Annotated in this window: 18 protein-coding genes; 5 read left to right on the top strand and 13 right to left on the bottom strand. The window is 70.5% G+C overall.

Annotated elements, in window-relative coordinates; genetic code table 11:
• Window positions 1–58: 58 nt before the first annotated feature.
• The 3 genes from ACIBF5_RS11660 to ACIBF5_RS11650 form a co-directional block, all read right to left on the bottom strand.
• Window positions 59–280 carry a DUF2188 domain-containing protein gene (locus ACIBF5_RS11660; protein WP_396810609.1) on the bottom strand — a complete coding sequence of 74 codons (222 nt, stop codon included), beginning with the start codon at window positions 278–280 and terminating at the stop codon, window positions 59–61.
• A gap of 579 nt (window positions 281–859) precedes the next feature.
• Window positions 860–1,048, bottom strand: coding sequence for a DUF397 domain-containing protein (locus ACIBF5_RS11655; RefSeq protein ID WP_396810607.1), 189 nt, complete (start codon window positions 1,046–1,048; stop codon window positions 860–862).
• Complete coding sequence (locus ACIBF5_RS11650; protein ID WP_396810605.1) at window positions 1,039–1,839, bottom strand: helix-turn-helix transcriptional regulator; 801 nt, start codon at window positions 1,837–1,839, stop codon at window positions 1,039–1,041. Before ACIBF5_RS11650 ends, ACIBF5_RS11655 begins: the two co-directional genes overlap by 10 nt.
• 244 nt (window positions 1,840–2,083) lie before the next feature.
• Here ACIBF5_RS11650 and ACIBF5_RS11645 point away from each other — a divergent pair, with 244 nt between their 5' ends.
• The 4 genes from ACIBF5_RS11645 (at window position 2,084) to ACIBF5_RS11630 (ending at window position 5,549) form a co-directional block, all read left to right on the top strand.
• The gene (locus ACIBF5_RS11645) at window positions 2,084–2,278 is read left to right on the top strand and encodes a hypothetical protein (RefSeq protein WP_396810603.1); all 195 of its coding nucleotides are present in this window, start codon (window positions 2,084–2,086) and stop codon (window positions 2,276–2,278) included.
• Window positions 2,279–2,281: 3 nt separating this feature from the next.
• Window positions 2,282–3,508, top strand: coding sequence for a helix-turn-helix domain-containing protein (locus ACIBF5_RS11640; RefSeq protein WP_396810602.1), 1,227 nt, complete (start codon window positions 2,282–2,284; stop codon window positions 3,506–3,508).
• A gap of 58 nt (window positions 3,509–3,566) precedes the next feature.
• Window positions 3,567–3,872 carry a hypothetical protein gene (locus tag ACIBF5_RS11635; RefSeq protein ID WP_396810600.1) on the top strand — a complete coding sequence of 102 codons (306 nt, stop codon included), beginning with the start codon at window positions 3,567–3,569 and terminating at the stop codon, window positions 3,870–3,872.
• Between the two features lie 93 nt (window positions 3,873–3,965).
• The gene (locus ACIBF5_RS11630; protein ID WP_396810597.1) at window positions 3,966–5,549 is read left to right on the top strand and encodes a glycosyltransferase 87 family protein; all 1,584 of its coding nucleotides are present in this window, start codon (window positions 3,966–3,968) and stop codon (window positions 5,547–5,549) included.
• 46 nt (window positions 5,550–5,595) lie between these two features.
• Here the strand turns inward: ACIBF5_RS11630 and ACIBF5_RS11625 are convergent, their stop codons facing one another.
• Genes ACIBF5_RS11625 through ACIBF5_RS11605 form a run of 5 tightly spaced genes read right to left on the bottom strand, consistent with a single transcriptional unit; the run spans window position 5,596 to window position 10,802 of the window.
• Window positions 5,596–6,465, bottom strand: coding sequence for a sugar phosphate isomerase/epimerase family protein (locus tag ACIBF5_RS11625; RefSeq protein ID WP_396810595.1), 870 nt, complete (start codon window positions 6,463–6,465; stop codon window positions 5,596–5,598).
• Window positions 6,462–7,661 carry a Gfo/Idh/MocA family protein gene (locus ACIBF5_RS11620; RefSeq protein ID WP_396810593.1) on the bottom strand — a complete coding sequence of 400 codons (1,200 nt, stop codon included), beginning with the start codon at window positions 7,659–7,661 and terminating at the stop codon, window positions 6,462–6,464. Before ACIBF5_RS11620 ends, ACIBF5_RS11625 begins: the two co-directional genes overlap by 4 nt.
• Window positions 7,662–7,705: 44 nt before the next feature.
• Window positions 7,706–8,587: a carbohydrate ABC transporter permease gene (locus ACIBF5_RS11615; RefSeq protein ID WP_396810591.1), complete on the bottom strand. Its 882-nt coding sequence runs from the start codon at window positions 8,585–8,587 to the stop codon at window positions 7,706–7,708.
• Window positions 8,584–9,477: a carbohydrate ABC transporter permease gene (locus tag ACIBF5_RS11610; protein WP_396810589.1), complete on the bottom strand. Its 894-nt coding sequence runs from the start codon at window positions 9,475–9,477 to the stop codon at window positions 8,584–8,586. The genes ACIBF5_RS11615 and ACIBF5_RS11610 overlap by 4 nt, the downstream gene beginning before the upstream one ends.
• On the bottom strand, window positions 9,474–10,802 hold the full coding sequence (locus ACIBF5_RS11605; protein ID WP_396810588.1) for an ABC transporter substrate-binding protein: 1,329 nt from the start codon (window positions 10,800–10,802) through the stop codon (window positions 9,474–9,476). The genes ACIBF5_RS11610 and ACIBF5_RS11605 overlap by 4 nt, the downstream gene beginning before the upstream one ends.
• Before the next feature lie 175 nt (window positions 10,803–10,977).
• Here ACIBF5_RS11605 and ACIBF5_RS11600 point away from each other — a divergent pair, with 175 nt between their 5' ends.
• Complete coding sequence (locus ACIBF5_RS11600) at window positions 10,978–12,084, top strand: LacI family DNA-binding transcriptional regulator (RefSeq protein ID WP_396810586.1); 1,107 nt, start codon at window positions 10,978–10,980, stop codon at window positions 12,082–12,084.
• Here the strand turns inward: ACIBF5_RS11600 and ACIBF5_RS11595 are convergent.
• Genes ACIBF5_RS11595 through ACIBF5_RS11575 form a run of 5 tightly spaced genes read right to left on the bottom strand, consistent with a single transcriptional unit; the run spans window position 12,050 to window position 16,528 of the window.
• On the bottom strand, window positions 12,050–12,580 hold the full coding sequence (locus ACIBF5_RS11595; RefSeq protein ID WP_396810584.1) for a GNAT family N-acetyltransferase: 531 nt from the start codon (window positions 12,578–12,580) through the stop codon (window positions 12,050–12,052). The genes ACIBF5_RS11600 and ACIBF5_RS11595 overlap by 35 nt on opposite strands.
• A gap of 40 nt (window positions 12,581–12,620) precedes the next feature.
• A complete protein-coding gene (locus ACIBF5_RS11590) occupies window positions 12,621–13,832 on the bottom strand; it encodes a hypothetical protein (protein ID WP_396810583.1) in 1,212 nt (403 codons plus the stop codon).
• A 37-nt stretch (window positions 13,833–13,869) separates the two neighbouring features.
• Window positions 13,870–14,646: an ABC transporter ATP-binding protein gene (locus tag ACIBF5_RS11585; protein ID WP_396810581.1), complete on the bottom strand. Its 777-nt coding sequence runs from the start codon at window positions 14,644–14,646 to the stop codon at window positions 13,870–13,872.
• Window positions 14,643–15,701: a FecCD family ABC transporter permease gene (locus tag ACIBF5_RS11580; protein ID WP_396810579.1), complete on the bottom strand. Its 1,059-nt coding sequence runs from the start codon at window positions 15,699–15,701 to the stop codon at window positions 14,643–14,645. The genes ACIBF5_RS11585 and ACIBF5_RS11580 overlap by 4 nt, the downstream gene beginning before the upstream one ends.
• Window positions 15,702–15,757: 56 nt before the next feature.
• Window positions 15,758–16,528, bottom strand: a complete 771-nt coding sequence (locus ACIBF5_RS11575) for a class I SAM-dependent methyltransferase (RefSeq protein ID WP_396810577.1) — start codon at window positions 16,526–16,528, stop codon at window positions 15,758–15,760.
• Between the last annotated feature and the right edge of the window lie 15 nt (window positions 16,529–16,543).

Genomic DNA, 16,543 nt, shown 5'->3' with positions numbered 1-16,543 from the left:
TTGTTAACGCCCGCCCGCCCGCACCTACGCGGCGGGTGGGCGGGCGGCGGGCGGGGCGTCAGCCCTTCGGCGGGTACGGGTCGTCCCGGTAGGTGTACTCGGTCTCGACCTGCCCGTCGGCGGTGTGCAGGACCAGCTGACTCGGCTGGTTCGCCCGGGCGGTCTCCCGCCCCTTGTCGACAGCCTCCTGCTTGGTGGCGTACGTGCCGAACCCGCGTGATCCCTGTTCGACCTTCCAGCGCCCACCATCGGGTACGACGTGGAATTCGCTGCGGCTCATCGTGCCTCCTCACCAGGGGTTTGAGATCATCGATCCACTACTTCCTACCCCGGTGTCCCGCGCTCAAACGACCGTCCCGAACGACCGTGGCAGCGTGCCTCGACGAACCCGTGGCACCACGCACGCCCAGCTTGCGTCTCACGACGACAGGAAGTCGACCACGACGCGTTCGGCCCCCGCCCCGACATCGCCCCGGCGCCGCCGCATGGGCGATGTCGGCGGTTCGCCCGTCGAGATACCGCGATGATCCTGGGGTCGACGTAGGAGGCACGAGCAACGGCGAGAGTGTTCCCCAACAGCTCGGCGTCGCACGCGAGTCAAGAACGGCGAACGGCGGCGGGGACACCACGGCGTCGACCCGCCGAGGGTGGTTTACCCGCCTCGGGAGAGCATCGAGGATCACCACGCCGCGTAGACGTCAGCCGGGCGCGGGCGACGGACCAGACGCTGACGCGGATGACGAAAGCGTCATTCTTTACTTCGCTCTCAAGAATTCGGTTCTCTTGAAGAGCAATAACAGAATGACGTTTCTCGTCACCGTCGTCAGCGGGCACCCGTCGAGGCGCCCGCTACGGGCGTTTAGCTCTGCTTTGCCAGCCCGACGAAGGCACGCCAGGCGTCCGGGCCGAAGGCCAGGGCCGGTCCCGCCGGATCCTTGCTGTCCCGGACGCCAACGACGCCGGGAAGGTTGTCCGCGACCTCGACACAGTTTCCCCCGCTGGTGCCACTGCGGGTGGACTTACGCCAGATGGCGCCGGTCAAATCCATGGCTTCACTACTTCCTTGATCAGGTCCAGCGACTGCCGTCGTGGCAGGGCCTCGTTGCGCACGCTCTCCCACCGCTCCATCAGCGTATCCAGATCTCCGGGCCGGTCCACGACAACCCCGCCCAGTTGATGTTCGAGGTGCCCGACCCAGGTGAGGTCGGCCAGCCGCGCCAACGAGAGCGGACCGGACAGTCCGGCGTGGAGGACGACGTCGGAGGGGATGATGTGCACGCTGATGTGGGGTCGCTCCGCGAGGGTCAGCAGGTGCGTCAACTGCTCGACCATGATCTTTTCGTAGCCGGCGCCGATCCGTCGGATCGCCGATTCGTCGATCACGGCGATGAGTTGTGGCGCCGCCTCCTTGGAAAGAACGACCTGCCGGTCGATGCGCATGGCGACGAGCCGATCCAACCCCTCGTCGCTCAGGCGGGCGTCGAGGCGCAGCACCGCGCGGGCGTAGTCCGGCGTCTGGAGCAACCCAGGAATCAGATTCGGTTCGAAGCATCGGAGTTGGGTGGCCAGCTGCTCCGCCTCCAGCCACGGTCGGAACCACTCCGGCGCCCCGAGCCTGGCGACCAGACGCTCATACATTCCCCCGTTGTCGAAAGCCCGATCGGCGCCGCGAACGAAATCCATCGTGAGCGCCCGCGTCCGGCTCTCGACGGCGCTCACGTGCGAGGCGCTGAAGCCGGCCGCCTTGCCGAACGCCTCCTGGGTCTGACCGGTGGAGTTCCGCCTCCGACGAATCTCCTCAACGATGAATTCAGCGAGCGGACCCGGTACGTCAGGCACTTACTTTCCCCCAAAATCCTAGATCGACTACTCATGTCTCTCCACCGAAAACGGCTGATCGGCCAACTCCACCCGACGGCCGTGGATGCCTTCCGACAGTAGGCGCTCGCACACCACAGTGTCACTAGCGGAACTGCTCGGAGCTACGGCAAGGGCCAGGGCAGAACTGCGGGGCCGCCCCGTCTCTTCCCCACTTCCGTCCACCGCCGGGGCGGCCCCTTCCCACCAGGAGAGGAGAACCGCCGTGTTCAACCGCGACGACCAACCCACAACACCCGCCGCGCCCCCGCGCGAGATGACCCCGGATCTCCCCCCGGCTCCCGGCACCCGCCGCTGTCACCGCAACCGGGGGCGGTTCGACGCGGTGAGCAAGCTCGGCCCGACGGAGTTCTTCGCGGTCGGGGTGTCCGGGCGGGTCCGGCGCAACCCGACGGGCTGACCGGTGGACGACTGGGCCAAGCTGCCTGTCGGGGGGCGGGTGAAATACTGGCGGCAGCGCCGTGGCCTCTCGCTGCAACTGCTCGCCGACCGGGTCGGCAAGTCGAAGAGCTGGCTCGAAAAGGTCGAACGTGGCGCCCGTGTGCTGGACAAGTTCTCGACCCTGTATCAGCTCGCCACGGCGCTACAGGTCAGCGTGGATGTGCTGCTGGGGCGGACCGAGGGCACCGCGCGCGTGACCCCGGTCGACCCAATCGACCTGGACGCCGTCCGCGTGGCGCTGACCCACTACGCCCCGGCGACCCCACCCGGCGACGCTGCCACCGGGCCGCTGTTTCACGAGGTGGCCCGGTCTGTGACCCACGCCTGGCTGACGTTGCAGTACGCCCGTTACGACGTCCTCGTTCGCGGGCTGCCGAAGCTGCTCCGCGACGTGCGTGCCGCCGAGGCACACCACCGGGGGGAGAACGCTGTCCGGGCCGCGAGCCTGGTCGGGCAGGTCTACCAGATCATCTCTTCGGTAACCCGCAAGCTCGGCGCTTACGATCTTGCCCGCCTCACCGCGGAGCGGTCGATAGACGCCGCCCAGCGGGCCGGCGATCCGCTGCTTTCTGGCACCGGGACGACCCGGTTCGCTGACGCCCTGCTCGCAGCCGGTAACGACCGGGCGGCGTTCGAGGCGAACGTGGTCATGGCGCACCGCCTCGCCCCGGACGGCCCGACCTGGGCCGACCCCGACCGAGTTTCCGTGTACGGGTCACTGTTGCTACAGGCCGCCATGGCTGCCGCGCGCCGGAACGACAGTGCGAGCGTGTCCGAACTGCTGCGGGAGGCGGGACGGGCGGCCGAGACGCTCGGCGCCGAAGGCAACCGTTACTGGACCGGCTTCGGCCCGACGAACGTGCGACTGCACCACGCGGCGGCGGCGGTCGAGTTGGGCGAGGGCCGCGAGGCAATCGCCGTGCACAACAGCCTGTCGGGGCGATCACTCGGGACGCTCATGCCCGAACGCCGCGCCCATCACCTACTCGACCTTGCCCGCGCCTTTTGCCTCGTCGACGACGTGACCAGCGCCGGGGAAACTCTCGTGGAAGCCGACCGACTCGCCCCGGCGGAGATCCGCGCCCGACCGGTGGCCCATGACGTGATGGCGACGGTGTTGCGGCGGACCAAAGGCCGCCCGCCGACGCTGGTCGAGCACTTGTCCGAACTGATGGGAGCGCGGGTGTGAACGACACCCCGGATGGCGGCACACCCGTCAAGGTCTACCTAGCCTGATCGGAGCCAACGTGACCAGTGAACAGCACATCGACCCCCCGTCGGGCGCCCTGCACCGGCCGGGCCGGGGCTGGCGCTGCACGGATGACGGCGAGGAGTGGCCGTGCCGGATATTCAAGCGCCGCATGTGGACGTGGTACCGGGACGACCGGCGCCGCCTGGCCGGCATCATGGCGATCCACCGCGACAATGCCATGGCGGGCATGCCCAACCTGACCCGCGAGCAGGCTCAAGCCCGTTTCGTCGGCTGGGTGGAAGGTCCGCCGTCCCGCCACCCTGACGCCCCGCCGGTCCGTCACCGGACGCGGAGAATCTGACTGCTCCGGATTTCCTGAGCACTCCCCCGGGTCGCATCCCGCCCCCGGCCGACGATCCTGCGCCTGCGGTACCTTCTTCGGTAGCCTGGGGCGATGTCGTGGCGTAGGGCCAACTCGTGGTGGCTGCTCTTCGCCACGGTCGCCGTCGTGTCGTCGGTGCTGGTCCTGCGCCGACCCTCCGACGACCGCCTCTCCGACCTGCACATCTACTACGGTGCGGCGCAGGCCGTGGCCGCCAACCACCCGCTGTACGAGTACGTCGCCGCGAACGGTGGCCCGTTCACCTATCCACCGTTCGCGATGCTGCTGCTCCGCCCGGTCATGGCCCTGCCGGAGCCCGTGGTCCAGGTGATCTGGCTGTTCGGCGTCTGCGCGGCGGTGGCCGCTGTCGCCGCCGCCCTCGCCCGGGGGATCGCCACCGCACCCCGCCACCGCCCGGTGGTCGTCGCCGCCGCCGCGTGCGCCCTGCTGCTCTCCGCGCCGGTGCAGAGCAACCTCCGCTTCGGACAGGTCAGCATCTTCATCGTGCTGCTGGCCCTGGTCGACGCGGCCGGACTCACTCCCCGCCGCTACCGGGGCGCGCTGGTCGGTGTCGCCGCCGCGATCAAACTGACCCCACTGCTCTTCGTCGTCTTCTTCCTGTTCTGCGGCCGGTGGCGGGACGCGGGCCGGGCGGCGGCGGCGTTCGTCGGTTGCGCCGCGCTGGCGGCGCTGCTGCTGCCCGGGGACAGTTGGACCTACTGGACCGGGACCATGTTGGAGACCTCCCGGATCGGGAACCTGGCCTCGCTCGGCAACCAGTCGGTGCACGGCATGCTGATGCGGGTCGGCGTCGCCCCGCAGACCCTGCCGGTGCTCTGGGCGGTGCTGGTCGCGCTGGTCTGCGGCACCGCGCTGCTGCGTGCCCGGCAGGTGGCGGCGGACGAGCCGGTACGCGCGGCGGTGCTGGTCGGCTGCGCCACCGTGGTCGCGTCCCCGGTCTCCTGGACCCACCACCAGGTCTGGACCGTACTGGCGGCGATGCTGATGGTGGCGACACGGGGGGTGCCGCGTCGGGTCGCCGGGGTGGTCCTGCTGCTCGTCATGACCGTCTCGCTGGGGGCGGCGCTCGGCGACGTGTCGACCTTTCCCGGGGTGCAGTTCCTGCTGGAGAACGCCCGTGCGTTCGGTGCGGTCACGGTCTGTTTGGCCGGGCTCGGCGGTGTCGCCGTGGTGGCGACCCGCACCTCCCGGCGGGCTGGTGACCGGCGCGGCTGGCTGCGCGCGGTCACCGCCGCCACCGCCACCCTGGCCTGCTTCGCGGTGCTGCCGCTGCCGGCCGGGGCGGACCCGACGTTCAAGGCGTACCGCCTCGCCGACGTCGACAATCCGCGTTACTTCTACTTCTGTCGAGGGTCGGTGGAGTGCGCCCGCCTGGCGGCCGGCGTACCGGTGCGGTTCGCGGTGGTTCGGGAGAAGACGAAGGTACGGGTGAACGGTGTCGTCGACGGCTCCGTCGCCCGCCTGGAATACCGCTCCGCCCCCGGTGGCGCGCCCCGGGTCATCCCGCTGCTGGAGGTTCATCCCGCGCACCGGACCTTCTCGTTCCGCAGCGCGAACATGGCCCACGGCCAACTGGTCGCGTACGCGGCCGACGGGCGGATCCTCGCCAGTTACCGCGACGAACTCAATCCTTGACCGGGGTCGTGTGAGCCGTTCTACGCCCCGGCACACTAGCCGAAGATCAACTAGGGGTCGGACGTACCGCGCGTGCCCGGTCGGCGAGGGTACGCAGATATGCCAGGTTGTCCCGGGTCCGTTCGGCGAGCGGTTGGGCGGTGGAGAAGTCCTCCACCGTCACCCACCCGTCGTAGCCCACCTCGGCCAGTGCCCCGAAGTACGCACCCACGTCGGCCTGCCCGTGGCGTAGCGGCGCCCACTGCTCGGCCCAGGCGGTGGAGCCGTCCGGTCGCTGACCCACCGGTCGCCACACGGCGTTCTTCACGTGCACGTGGGCGAGGTACGGTCCGAGCATCTCGAATGCCGCCAGGTAGTCCTCCTGCCCCTCGATGACCAGGTTGCCGATGTCGTGGATCACCCCGACCCGGGCCGGATCGAGCCCGTCGACCAGCCGGATGGCGGCGGAGGCGGACGCGACGATGGTGCGGTGGTGCAGTTCGACCAGGACGCTCACCCCGTACCCGGCGGCCCGCTCGGCGGCCCACTCCAGGTCGCGCCGGGTGGCGTCGAACAGATCCGGGTAACGGCCGGTGCCGAGCGCCGGCATCGTCACCCGTACCCGGCCGGCACCGAGAACAGCGGTGGCGCTCAGCATCCGCTCGACGTTGGCCCGGTCGCGGCTGGGGACGTACCCGCCGAGGCCCGAGAACTCCAGCCCGCAGGCGCGGGTGATCCGGTCGATCTCGGCAAGGTGCTCCTCCAGCCCGCGCAGCGGCCAGGTCGCCCGGTTGCCCACCCAGAAGCCCGGCTCCGCCGCCGGCTCCTGATCGGTGATTCGCCACTCGATGCCGTCCCACCCCTGCTCCGCCAACGCGTTCGCGGCCTCGAACGGGGACCACTGCGGGGTCGAGGCGGTGAAGACCGAGAACCTCATGAGAGCCGCCCCTCGTCTCCGCCCGCCACCGGCACCGTCCCGACCGGTTCGTGCTGGTCGTCGTACGCGCCGGCCAGCACGTCGTCGTACGCCACCGGTAGGCCCAGCGCGGCGGACCGGTAGACCGCCTCGACCAGGGCGAGTGCGGCGAGCCCGTCCTCGACCCGGACACCCGGCGGGCGCCGAAGGTCGATCGCCTCCACCACGTCCTGGTACTGACGCAGATGCCCGAGCACGAAGCCGTCCCCGGCCTTCGGCGCCCCAACCAGGTCAGCGGCCGGAACCCGGGCGGCTGCCTGGTTGGGTGGACGATGCGGGGCGACGTCGTCGCCGGCGGCAACGTGGAAGTACGCGAGCTGGTCGTCGTCGATGACCGCGCTGCCCCGGGTGCCGTGCACCTGGAGCCGGACGCCGAGGCCCGGATAGGCGGCGGTGGTCGCGTGCAGGGTGGCCAGCGCACCGGACCGGAACCGGATCGTGGCGACCGCGACGTCCTCGACCTCGATCCCGTGGTGCGCCAACCGCGCGGTCTGGGCGGCGACCTCGACCGGCTGGCCAAGCAGCCAGAGCAGCAGGTCCACGGTGTGTACCCCCTGGTTCATCAGCGCGCCGCCGCCGTCGTACGCCCGGGTGCCGCGCCAGCCCGCCGAGTCGTAGTAGCCCTGCTCGCGCCACCACGGCACGGTCGCCACCGCCGAGGTGATCGACCCGAGCTCACCGGCGGCGACGGCCTCGGCCACCGCCACGGCGGCCGGGTCGAAACGGTGTTGGCTGACCACGGAGACGACGAGTCCGCGCTGTTGCGCGTCGGCGGCGAGGTCGGCAAGTTTCCGGGCCCGCCCGAGGGTGACCTCCAACGGCTTCTCGATCACCACGTGGGCGCCGGCCGCCAGCGCCTGTTCGGCGAGCGGAGCGTGCAGGCCGCTCGGCGTACAGATCGCGACCAGCCCGATCGGCTGACCGGCGAGCGCGTCGTCGAGCGTCGGGTAACGCCGGGGCGGCTCGGCTCCGGTCATCCCGGCGACCCGGTCGGCCAGCCCAACGGCGGCCACCTGGTCCGGGTCGACCAACGCGGCCACCCGCAGCCGGTGATGTCGTTGTACGGCAGCCGCGTGGTTGGCGCCGATGATGCCGGCGCCGACGATGGCGACGTCGATCGGGACGGGTACGGATGGGTCGGGTGTGCCGCCGTTCATGCGGGACGTTCTCCGATCGTCGGGGGCGGGGATCGGGGTGCCGGTCACTTGACCCCTCCGTTGGTGAGGCCACTGACCAGGTACCGCTGGAAGAAGAGGTAGAGGGTGACGACCGGTACGGCGCAGATCAGCGCCGCCGCCATCAGTTGGCCGTACACCGGGATCGCACCGCCCTCCTGGGTGGCGCCGAAGATCTGGAGCGACACGGCGGCCGTGCGGGTCTGCGGGTTGGTCAGCACCGAGGCGAAGAGGACGTCGTTCCAGCCGAGCAGAAACGCGAAGATGGCCGACACGGTGAGACCGGGCCAGCTCAACGGCACGATGATCCGGGTCAGCACCCGCCAGGACGACGCCCCGTCGACCCGGGCCGCCTCGTCCAGTTCGCGCGGCAGACCCCGCAGGTAGGTGACCATCACCCAGGTGGAGAAGGGCAGCCCGAAGGTCAGGTACGTGAGGAAGAGGGCCCACCGGGTGCCGATCACCGGGACGCCGAGCACCGTCGCCGCGCTGGCGAAGAGCACGAAGACCGGCAGCAGCATCAGCGTGCCGGGGATGGTCTGCAACGCGAGCAGCCCGCGCAGAATCGCGATCCGGCCCCGGAAGGCGACCCGGACCAGGACGTACGCGCTGACGAGCGACACCAGTGCGCAGACCACCGCGACCGCTCCGGCGACCAGCACGCTGTTGAGCAGACCGGGGCCGAGGTCGGTGGTCGACCAGATCCGCCGGTAGTTGCCGAGGTCGGGGTCGCGGGGCAGGAACTCACCGGCGGCGACAGCCAGGTCGGAGTTGACCGAGGCAAGGAACATGTAGAGCAGCGGCGCACCCACCAGCAACAGCAGGGCGGTAAGGACGACGGCGCGCAGTGGTCCCGGCAGGAGCCGGTTGATCTCGGTCGAGCGGGTGGGTCGGCTCCGGGCGGTCATGATGCACGGCCCTCGTCCGAGGTGTCGAGACGGACCGCGCGCAGGTAGATCGCGATCGGGATCGCGACCAACAGCAACGAGAGCACCGCCATCGCCGCACTGAGTCCGAAGCGGAAGTTCTGGAAACTCTCCACGTACGTCAACACCGGCAGGACCTCGACGTCACGTGGGCTCGGCACCCCGAAGAGCACGAACGGCAGGGTGAAGTTGTTGACGTGGTGCAGGAAGGAGATGACCAGCGCCAGCGAGACCGGGCCGCGTAGGTAGGGCGCGATGACGTACCAGAGCTTGGCCGACCAGCCGGCGCCGTCGAGTGCGGCGGCCTCGTGCACCACCGGGTCGACGGTGTGCAGGCCGGAGACGGCCAACAGGTAGACCAGGGGCCAGGCGGTCCAGACCTGCACGATGACCAGGGCCCAGAAACTGCGCGGACCGTTGAGCCAGAGTCCGGGCGCGACCCCGAACCAGGCCAACACCGCGTTCGCCACACCGTCGGGTTGCAGGATGATCCGCCAGACGGTGCCGACGACGAAGGCCGGCAGCACGTACGGCACCAGGAAGACCGAGCGGACCAACGCGCGCCCCCGGAACCGGTCGTGGGTGGCGAGCGCGGCGGCGACGCCGAGCGGCAGGGTCAGCACGGTGGCAAGGAGGGCGTACCCGAGGCTGACGCCGATCGCGTGGAGCAGGTGTGAGTCGCGTACCGCCTCGACGTAGTTCGCCAGCGCCACGAAGGGCGCCCCCACCCACTGCCGGATCGAGTACTGGTCGAGGTCGAGCAGGGAGATGTAGACCGCGGTGAGCAGCGGTACGACGATCACCACGAGGGTCAGTACGCCACCGGGGATCAGCATCCAGAGGGGACGGTGGCGCTGCCGCGTACGGCTCATTTGGCCTTGTCCAGCGCTGCCTGGCCGGTGGTCTGCGCCTCGGCCAGCAGCGACCGCAGTCCGGCCTCGTCGACCCGGCCGGCGGAGAGTCCCGGGATCGACTGGACCACGACGTTGACCAGCGCCAACTGGATCTGGCTCCAGGCCCCGGTGAAGGGTGTGCCGACCGCCTTCGAGGAGGAGTCGACCACCGCCGCGAGCGCGGGATCGCCGGCCAGGGCGGCGGCGGCTTCGGCGTTGGTCGGCAGCTCGCCGAAGGTCTTGTAGTAGAGACCCTGCATCTCCGGGTCGGTCAGCATCTTGATCAGCTTGAGGGCGGCGTCCTTGTTCCGGCTGTACTTCGCCACCACCAGGTTGTCACCGGAGAGGATGCTCGTCGCCGGGCGGCCCTGGGCGGGGAGCGTCGACGCGCCGGGCGGAACCGTGGGCATGATCGCGTAGGCGTACTTGCCGGCGACCGGGGAGGCGTCCAGGGTCACCTTCGAGGTCGCCGACACCATCGGCAGGAACGCCGCCTTGCCCGCCGCGAACGCCGCGATGGCCTGGGCGTTCTTCCAGCCGACCGCCGCCGGGTCAACCACCTTGTCGCCCGCCAAGAAGCCCAGATAGGTGCGGTACGCGGCGAGCGTGGTCGGGTCGTCGAGCCGCAACGACCCGCCGTCAACCAGGGGATTGCCGGCCTGGACGGTCATCGCCCAGATGAACTTCCACGGGTCGAACGAGTCGGCGTAGGCGACCGCGAGGCCGTACCGCCCGTCGGTGGTGAGCTTGCGCGCCTGCTCGCGCAGACCGTCCCAGCTCTCCGCCGGCCGGTCGATCCCGGCCGAGGCGAGCAGTTCCTTGTTGTACGCCATCACGAACGGTCGGCTGGCGAACGGGACGCCGACCTCCTTTCCCGGTTCGGGTCCGGAGATGCCGAGGGTGGCGGGGAGGAACTTCTCCCGCCCGCCGAGCTTCGCCCAGTCGTCGGCGCCGAGCTCCACGAACGCGCCGGTGGCGTACGCGGTCGGGGTGAAGGTGGTGCCGAGGGAGTAGACGTCAGGCCCCTGGCTGGAGAGGACCGACGTCTGGATCTTCGTCAGCTCGTCGTTCGGGGAGGCGAAGGTCTCGAACCGTACGGTCACGCCGGTCTCGGCGGCGAACCGGGCCGAGACGTCGGCGAACCACTGCCGCTGCTGCTCCGGGTAGATGGAGTTCGCCTGGACCAGGACGTCCAGGTGGGAACCGGTGGCACCGCCACCACCGCCGTCGTCGCCACAGCCGGTCAGGCCGGCGGCGACCACGATCAGACCGCTCAGGGTGGCCAGAGCTCGTCGCGTCTTCATCTACCTCAGCTCCTCGGCGTATCGGCGATGTGCTGGTGCGTGTTCCGGTCGGCGATGTGCTGGTGCGTGTTCCGGTCGGAGACCGTGACCCGGCGGATTTCACGGGACCGTAACAATCCCTCAGTATCGACGGCAATCGTTTGCCATGCTTTTGCCAAGCTGGTTGCCTGTCGACATGGCCAGCGCCGAGCAGCACCCCGCGCCCGCGACAGCAGCCACCGACAACCGGCGCCGTACCCGCCCGGTCACGATCACCGACATCGCCCGGGTGACCGGTGTCGTACCGTCCACGGTCTCCCGGGCACTCAACAAACCCGGCCGGGTCAACGCCGCCACCAGGGAACGCATCCAGGCCGCCGCCCGCGAGCTGAACTACGTACCGAACTCGCAGGCGCGGGCGCTGATCTCGGGGCGAACCGGAACCATCGCCGTGGTGGTCTCCGACGTGACGAACCCGTTCTACTTCGGCCTGATCCGGGGCACCCAGCAACGGTTGAAGGCCGCCGGCTACGCCCAACTGCTCATCGACACCGAGGACCGAGGCGAACACGAGGCCGAGATGCTGCAGAAGATGCGCCGGTCCCTCGACGGCGCCATCCTCGCCGCCTCCCGGCTGCCCGAACCGGCACTGACCGCCCTGGCCGGCGAGATCCCACTGGTCACGGTGAACCGCAACGTACCCCGGGTGCAGAGCGTCGTGATCGACACCCCGACCGGCATCGGCCTCGCCGTCGAACACCTGGTCGGGCTCGGCCACCGGGACATCGTCTACGTCGCCGGACCGGAGAACTCCTGGTCCAACCACGCCCGCTGGCGGGCCGTCCGGGCGGCGTCCCAACGGTACGGGCAGCGATTCCGCCACGTCGGCCCGTTCCCGAGCGGTCGCCGGTCCGGTTCAGCGGTCGCCGACGCGGTGCTCGCCTCCGGCGCCACCGCCTGCGTCTGCTTCAACGACCTGTTCGCCATCGGCATGCTCCCTCGGCTACGGCAACGCGGCGTACGCGTCCCCGAGGACCTGAGCGTGGTCGGCTGCGACGACATCTTCGGCGCCGACTTCTGCCACCCACCGCTGACCACGCTGACCGCACCGATCGAACAGGCCGGCGAGGTCGCGGTCGCGATGCTGCTGGCCCGGCTGGAGCAGCCGGTGACGGAACAACCTGGTACGGCACCGGGCCGACGAGTGGTGCTGCTGCCCGCGACCCTGACGGTCCGCGAGTCGACCGGCCCGGCACCGACCGGCGGTTTCAGCGCAGTTCGCCCTCCAGCAGGCCCATCGTGAACTTGTCGTACCACCGGCCGTCGCGGCGGAAGACCTGGCGCAGCCGACCCTCGTCGACAAAACCCACCTTCTGGTAGACGTGGTGGGCGGCGTGGTTCTCGGCCACCACCCTCAACGTGATCTTGTGGAGGCGCATCTTCTCGAAGCCGTACCGGCAGACCGTACGCATCGTGTCGGTGGCGTACCCCTGCCCCCAGTACTCCTTCTCGCCGAGGTAGATGTCGAGGTCGGCGACACCGGTCTCCGGTTCGGTGTCGCGCAGGCGTCCCAGCCCGATCAACTTGGCGTCGCTGAGCACCTCGACGCCGAAGAGCACGTCGCCGTACTCGTTGCGGGGCCGCTCGTCCTCCAGCCACCGCCGGACCCGGGCCAACGACTGGGCGTAGCCGTCGTCCATCCAGCGCATGACCTCGGGGTCGTGGTTCCACCGCCACAGCGACTCGGCGTCCGACGGCTCCATCGCCCGCAGCTTCACCAACTGCCCCAGTACAAACATGGGCTACCCCTCACCTGATCGAGTTCGTGGACCCACTGGCTCAGCTCAGCTTCGAGCCGGTGGTGGTCGGTCGGCTCGCGCCGAGGAAGAAGATGCCGGGCAGGCCCTGGGTCTCGAAGCCGTCGCTCGGGTTGCGCCGTAACGTCGAACTCTCGATCCGCATGGTGCCGCTGCGGTCGTTGCTGACGAAGAAGACCGCCCCACCGCCCTCCTTGGCGTGGTTGTTCTCGATGATGCTGCCGGCGATCCGTACGGTGAAGGTGTTGCCGTCGCAGTAGATCGCACCGCCGCTGCCGCCGCCCGGCGTACCGCCACGGGCCGGGTTCGCCCCCTGGCCGATCGCCTCGTTGTGGCTGAACACACTGTTGAGCACCACCCAGGAGACGCCGATACTGCTCAGCGCGCCACCGTTCGAGCAGGAACCGCCCTGACCGGCGGCGCCGCCGAAGGTGCTCTTCACCACGTACACCGGTTTGCCCTGGTACTGGCTGAGCACCCGGATCGCGGCCCCGCCCAGGTCCGGGCCGGTACGGTCGCACTTGTTGCGGACGAAGCGGGAGTTGACCACCTTGAACTGCCCGCCCCGCACGAAGATCGCGCCGCCGCCACCGCCCTCGGTCTTCTCCCCGGTCGAGTTGCCGTCGGCGAAGGTCAGGTTCTGTACGGTCAACTGCGGGTGGTCCTGGTTGTCGCAGTGCGACGTGGTCCAGCCCTGGGCCTGGTCACAGGTGTTCATGTAGAGAATACGGTGCCGGCCGCCACCGCTGAGCGTGACCTTGCCACCGCCGTCCAAGACGATCCGTGGACCGTTGCCGTTCCTGACCTTCGCCGTCTCCGTCATGGTGATGGTCACCGGATCGGGTCCACAATCGAAGGTGATCATCCCGCCGGCCGCGACCGCGGAGACGACCGCCTTGCCCGTGCAGCTCGCCGCGGTACCGGTACCGACCACCCGGGTCGGTCGGGCGGTGTCCACCGGACGACCCTCGGCCGGGATCGCGGCCCCACCGTTCGGATTGCCCGCGCGGGCCACCGTCGCCGTCGACCTGCTCGGCGAGGCCGACGGTGCGCCCGTCGGCGCCGCACCGAGCCCGTCGCTCGTGCCGGTAGCCGCTCCCGAGGTCGCGGAGGGGCTACCGGGGGATGTCGGCGGGGGCGTCGGCGGGGCGTCGTCGCCCGCACGACCGCAGCCACTGACCAGGGCTGCGGCCATACCGATGACGAGCAGAAACGTACCGGGCTTGACGAGCATTCGCCGATGCTAGAAGGCCGGTGGCGCGCAGGGCGAATCAGCCGGCGGCGCGGTCGGGCCGGCGGAAACGTACCCGGGGCCGGCCGTCGGCCTCGACGGTGACGTCGGCGTGGGCCCCGTAGACCTCCAGCAGCCGCTGCGGTGTGCACACCTCGACCGGGGTGCCGGCGGCGACCACCCGGCCACCGTGCAGCAACACGATCTGGTCGCAGTACTGCGCGGCCAGGTCGACGTCGTGCAGGGTGACCACCACCGTGATGGCCGACTCGGCGAGGAAGTGCAGCAGTTCCAGTTGGTGCCGTACGTCCAGGTGGTTCGTGGGTTCGTCGAGGAGCAGCAGGTCGGGTTCCTGGAGCAGGGCGCGGGCGATGTCGACCCGCTGCCGCTCCCCACCGGAGAGAGCTGACCAGCGGCGGGTCTCGAAGCCGGCCAGGCCAGCGTCGGCCAGGGCCCGGCGGGCCAGGTCGAGGTCGGTCGCGCTGACCGGCGCCAGCCGGGACCGGTGCGGGATCCGGCCGAGCAGGAGTACGTCCAGGGTCGACATCTCCACGTCCGGGCTGACCTGCTGGTGCACCACCGCGATCCGACGGGCGAGTCGCCGACGGGGCACCTGCGCCAGTGGTTCGTCGTCGAGCAGCACCCGGCCGGAGTCGGGTCGGCCCAGCCCGGCGAGCAAGCGGAGCAGGCTGGACTTGCCGGACCCGTTCGGCCCGAGCAGCCCGACGGTGGCACCGGGTGCGGCGGTGAGCACCGCCCCGCTGAGAATCCGGACGCCCCGTACCCCCCAGTCGACATTGTCCGCGGTGATCCTCATCCGGTCCGGCTCCTCCGACGCATCACGATCGCGAAGACCGGTACGCCGATCAGCGCGGTCAGCACCCCGACCGGCAGTTCCTGCGGGGCGAACACGGTACGGGCCGCCGTGTCCGCCCAGATCAGGAAGACCGCCCCGGCGATCGCGCAGGTGGGGAGCAGGATCCGGTGCTCTGCGCCGACCAGGAGCCGGGCCGCGTGCGGGATGGTCAGCCCGACGAAACCGATCGCGCCGCTCGCCGCGACCAACACGGCCGCCACCAGCGCGGTCGTGCCGAAGAGCACCAGTCGGGTACGGGCGGCGGCGAATCCGAGCGACTCTGCGGTGTCGACTCCGAAGGCGAAGGCGTCCAGCGCGGGCGCGTACCACCAGCAGACACCGGCGCCCACGACCGCGACCGCCGCCGCCAGAGTCACCGCCGGCCAGGAGGCCCCGGTGAGCGAGCCGAGTAGCCAGAAGGTGACGCCACGAGTGTTCTGCACACTGGCGTCGGAGATGACGACCAGGCTGGTCACGGCGCTGAACAGTTGGGAGACTGCGACACCGGCGAGGACGATCCGGGTCGACGAGCTCCAGTGCCGGCCGGCGAAGAGCAGGACCGCGCCGAACGCGGTGGCGCTGCCGAGGAAGGCCCCGGTGGAGACGGAGACCGAACCGACACCCAGGCCGAGCACCAGCACCGCCACCGCCCCGGTCCCGGCACCGGCGGAGATGCCGAGCAGGTACGGGTCGGCCAGCGGGTTGCGGGTCAACGCCTGCAGCACCGCGCCACAGAGCGCGAGACCACCGCCGACCAGTCCGGCGAGCAGAACCCGGGGCATCCGTAGGTCCCAGACGATGCTGTCGGCGAGCCGGGGCAGCGGTCGCGCCGGCAGGCCCAGGTGCACCGCCACGGCACGGGCGACGTCGGTCACCGACAGGTCGGCGGTACCGATGGTGACCGCCGCCGCGATGCTCAGGGCGAGCACCGCCAGCCCTCCGGTGAGCACCGGTCCTCCGATCCACCTTCCCGGTGTGCCGAGTCGTGCCACCGCCGGGCCCGCCGGGCGTCGCACCGGCGGGCTGCTCGGTCGTCGCACCGACGGGTCGGTCGACTGTCCTGACAGCGGGTTCATCGGCGGGCGAAGACCACGTAGTCGTCGAGGTACTGCCAGACGGTGCCGACCTCGGCGAACCCGGCGGTACGCAGCGCGGCGAGGTGGAAGTCGAGCGGGGCGAGTGCCTGCGGGGGGCGGTCGGCGAAACGCCGTTCCCGCTCCTGCGCGAAGGCGGCGACCGCCGGGCCGGCGAGGGCCTCGTCGTACCACTGCTGGTAGGTCAGCGCACCGCCGGCGAACCCCTCCTCCTGCGTGCGGATGTCGTGCCGTCGGGCCACGTCGTGCAGGGTGGTCGAGAGGCCGAACCGGAGGTGGTCGGCGTTGAGCAGGAGGCCGCCGGGTGGCAGGAGTTCCGCCGCCGCCTGGTAGACCCGGAGCAACTGGTCCGGCGAGAGCCAGTGCAGCGCGGTGGAGCTGAGTACGGCGTCGACCCGACGGCCGTCGAGGACGCTTGGCCAGGCCGGGTCCACCAGGTCCGCCTCGCGTACCTCCGCCCGTGGCCCGTGGTCGGCCAGCACACCACGGGCGATGTGCAGCAGGATCGGGTCGTAGTCGACGGCGACGGCGCGGGCGTGGGGAAGGGCGGTGAGGACCCGGTCGGCGATGGCGCCGGGCCCACAGGCCAGGTCGAGGACGGTCAGATCATCGGGGAACAGCAGCCGTAGGACGTCCAGCATGACGGTGAATCGCTCGTCGCGGGCGGCGACGTACGCGGCCTGCTGCTCGTCCCAGAGTCGCAGCAACCGCCGGGCGGTGGTGCTGGTCGTCGTCGTTTCGTGGGGCATGGGATTCTCCGGGTG

The sequence above is a fragment of the Micromonospora sp. NPDC050417 genome, from assembly GCF_044458865.1.
In the GTDB taxonomy this organism is placed as follows: domain Bacteria; phylum Actinomycetota; class Actinomycetes; order Mycobacteriales; family Micromonosporaceae; genus Micromonospora_G.
The sequence above is the reverse complement of the archived record's forward strand: the minus strand, read 5'-3'. Positions and strand labels throughout refer to the sequence as shown.

Excerpts from the sequence above, each read along its gene's own strand:
- ACIBF5_RS11660 (WP_396810609.1), bottom strand. The coding sequence starts at position 280 with ATGAGCCGCAGCGAATTCCACGTCGTACCCGATGGTGGGCGCTGGAAG.
- ACIBF5_RS11655 (WP_396810607.1), bottom strand. The coding sequence starts at position 1,048 with ATGGATTTGACCGGCGCCATCTGGCGTAAGTCCACCCGCAGTGGCACC.
- ACIBF5_RS11630 (WP_396810597.1), top strand. The coding sequence starts at position 3,966 with ATGTCGTGGCGTAGGGCCAACTCGTGGTGGCTGCTCTTCGCCACGGTC.
- ACIBF5_RS11625 (WP_396810595.1), bottom strand. The coding sequence starts at position 6,465 with ATGAGGTTCTCGGTCTTCACCGCCTCGACCCCGCAGTGGTCCCCGTTC.
- ACIBF5_RS11620 (WP_396810593.1), bottom strand. The coding sequence starts at position 7,661 with ATGAACGGCGGCACACCCGACCCATCCGTACCCGTCCCGATCGACGTC.
- ACIBF5_RS11615 (WP_396810591.1), bottom strand. The coding sequence starts at position 8,587 with ATGACCGCCCGGAGCCGACCCACCCGCTCGACCGAGATCAACCGGCTC.
- ACIBF5_RS11610 (WP_396810589.1), bottom strand. The coding sequence starts at position 9,477 with ATGAGCCGTACGCGGCAGCGCCACCGTCCCCTCTGGATGCTGATCCCC.
- ACIBF5_RS11605 (WP_396810588.1), bottom strand. The coding sequence starts at position 10,802 with ATGAAGACGCGACGAGCTCTGGCCACCCTGAGCGGTCTGATCGTGGTC.
- ACIBF5_RS11600 (WP_396810586.1), top strand. The coding sequence starts at position 10,978 with ATGGCCAGCGCCGAGCAGCACCCCGCGCCCGCGACAGCAGCCACCGAC.
- ACIBF5_RS11595 (WP_396810584.1), bottom strand. The coding sequence starts at position 12,580 with ATGTTTGTACTGGGGCAGTTGGTGAAGCTGCGGGCGATGGAGCCGTCG.
- ACIBF5_RS11590 (WP_396810583.1), bottom strand. The coding sequence starts at position 13,832 with ATGCTCGTCAAGCCCGGTACGTTTCTGCTCGTCATCGGTATGGCCGCA.
- ACIBF5_RS11585 (WP_396810581.1), bottom strand. The coding sequence starts at position 14,646 with ATGAGGATCACCGCGGACAATGTCGACTGGGGGGTACGGGGCGTCCGG.
- ACIBF5_RS11575 (WP_396810577.1), bottom strand. The coding sequence starts at position 16,528 with ATGCCCCACGAAACGACGACGACCAGCACCACCGCCCGGCGGTTGCTG.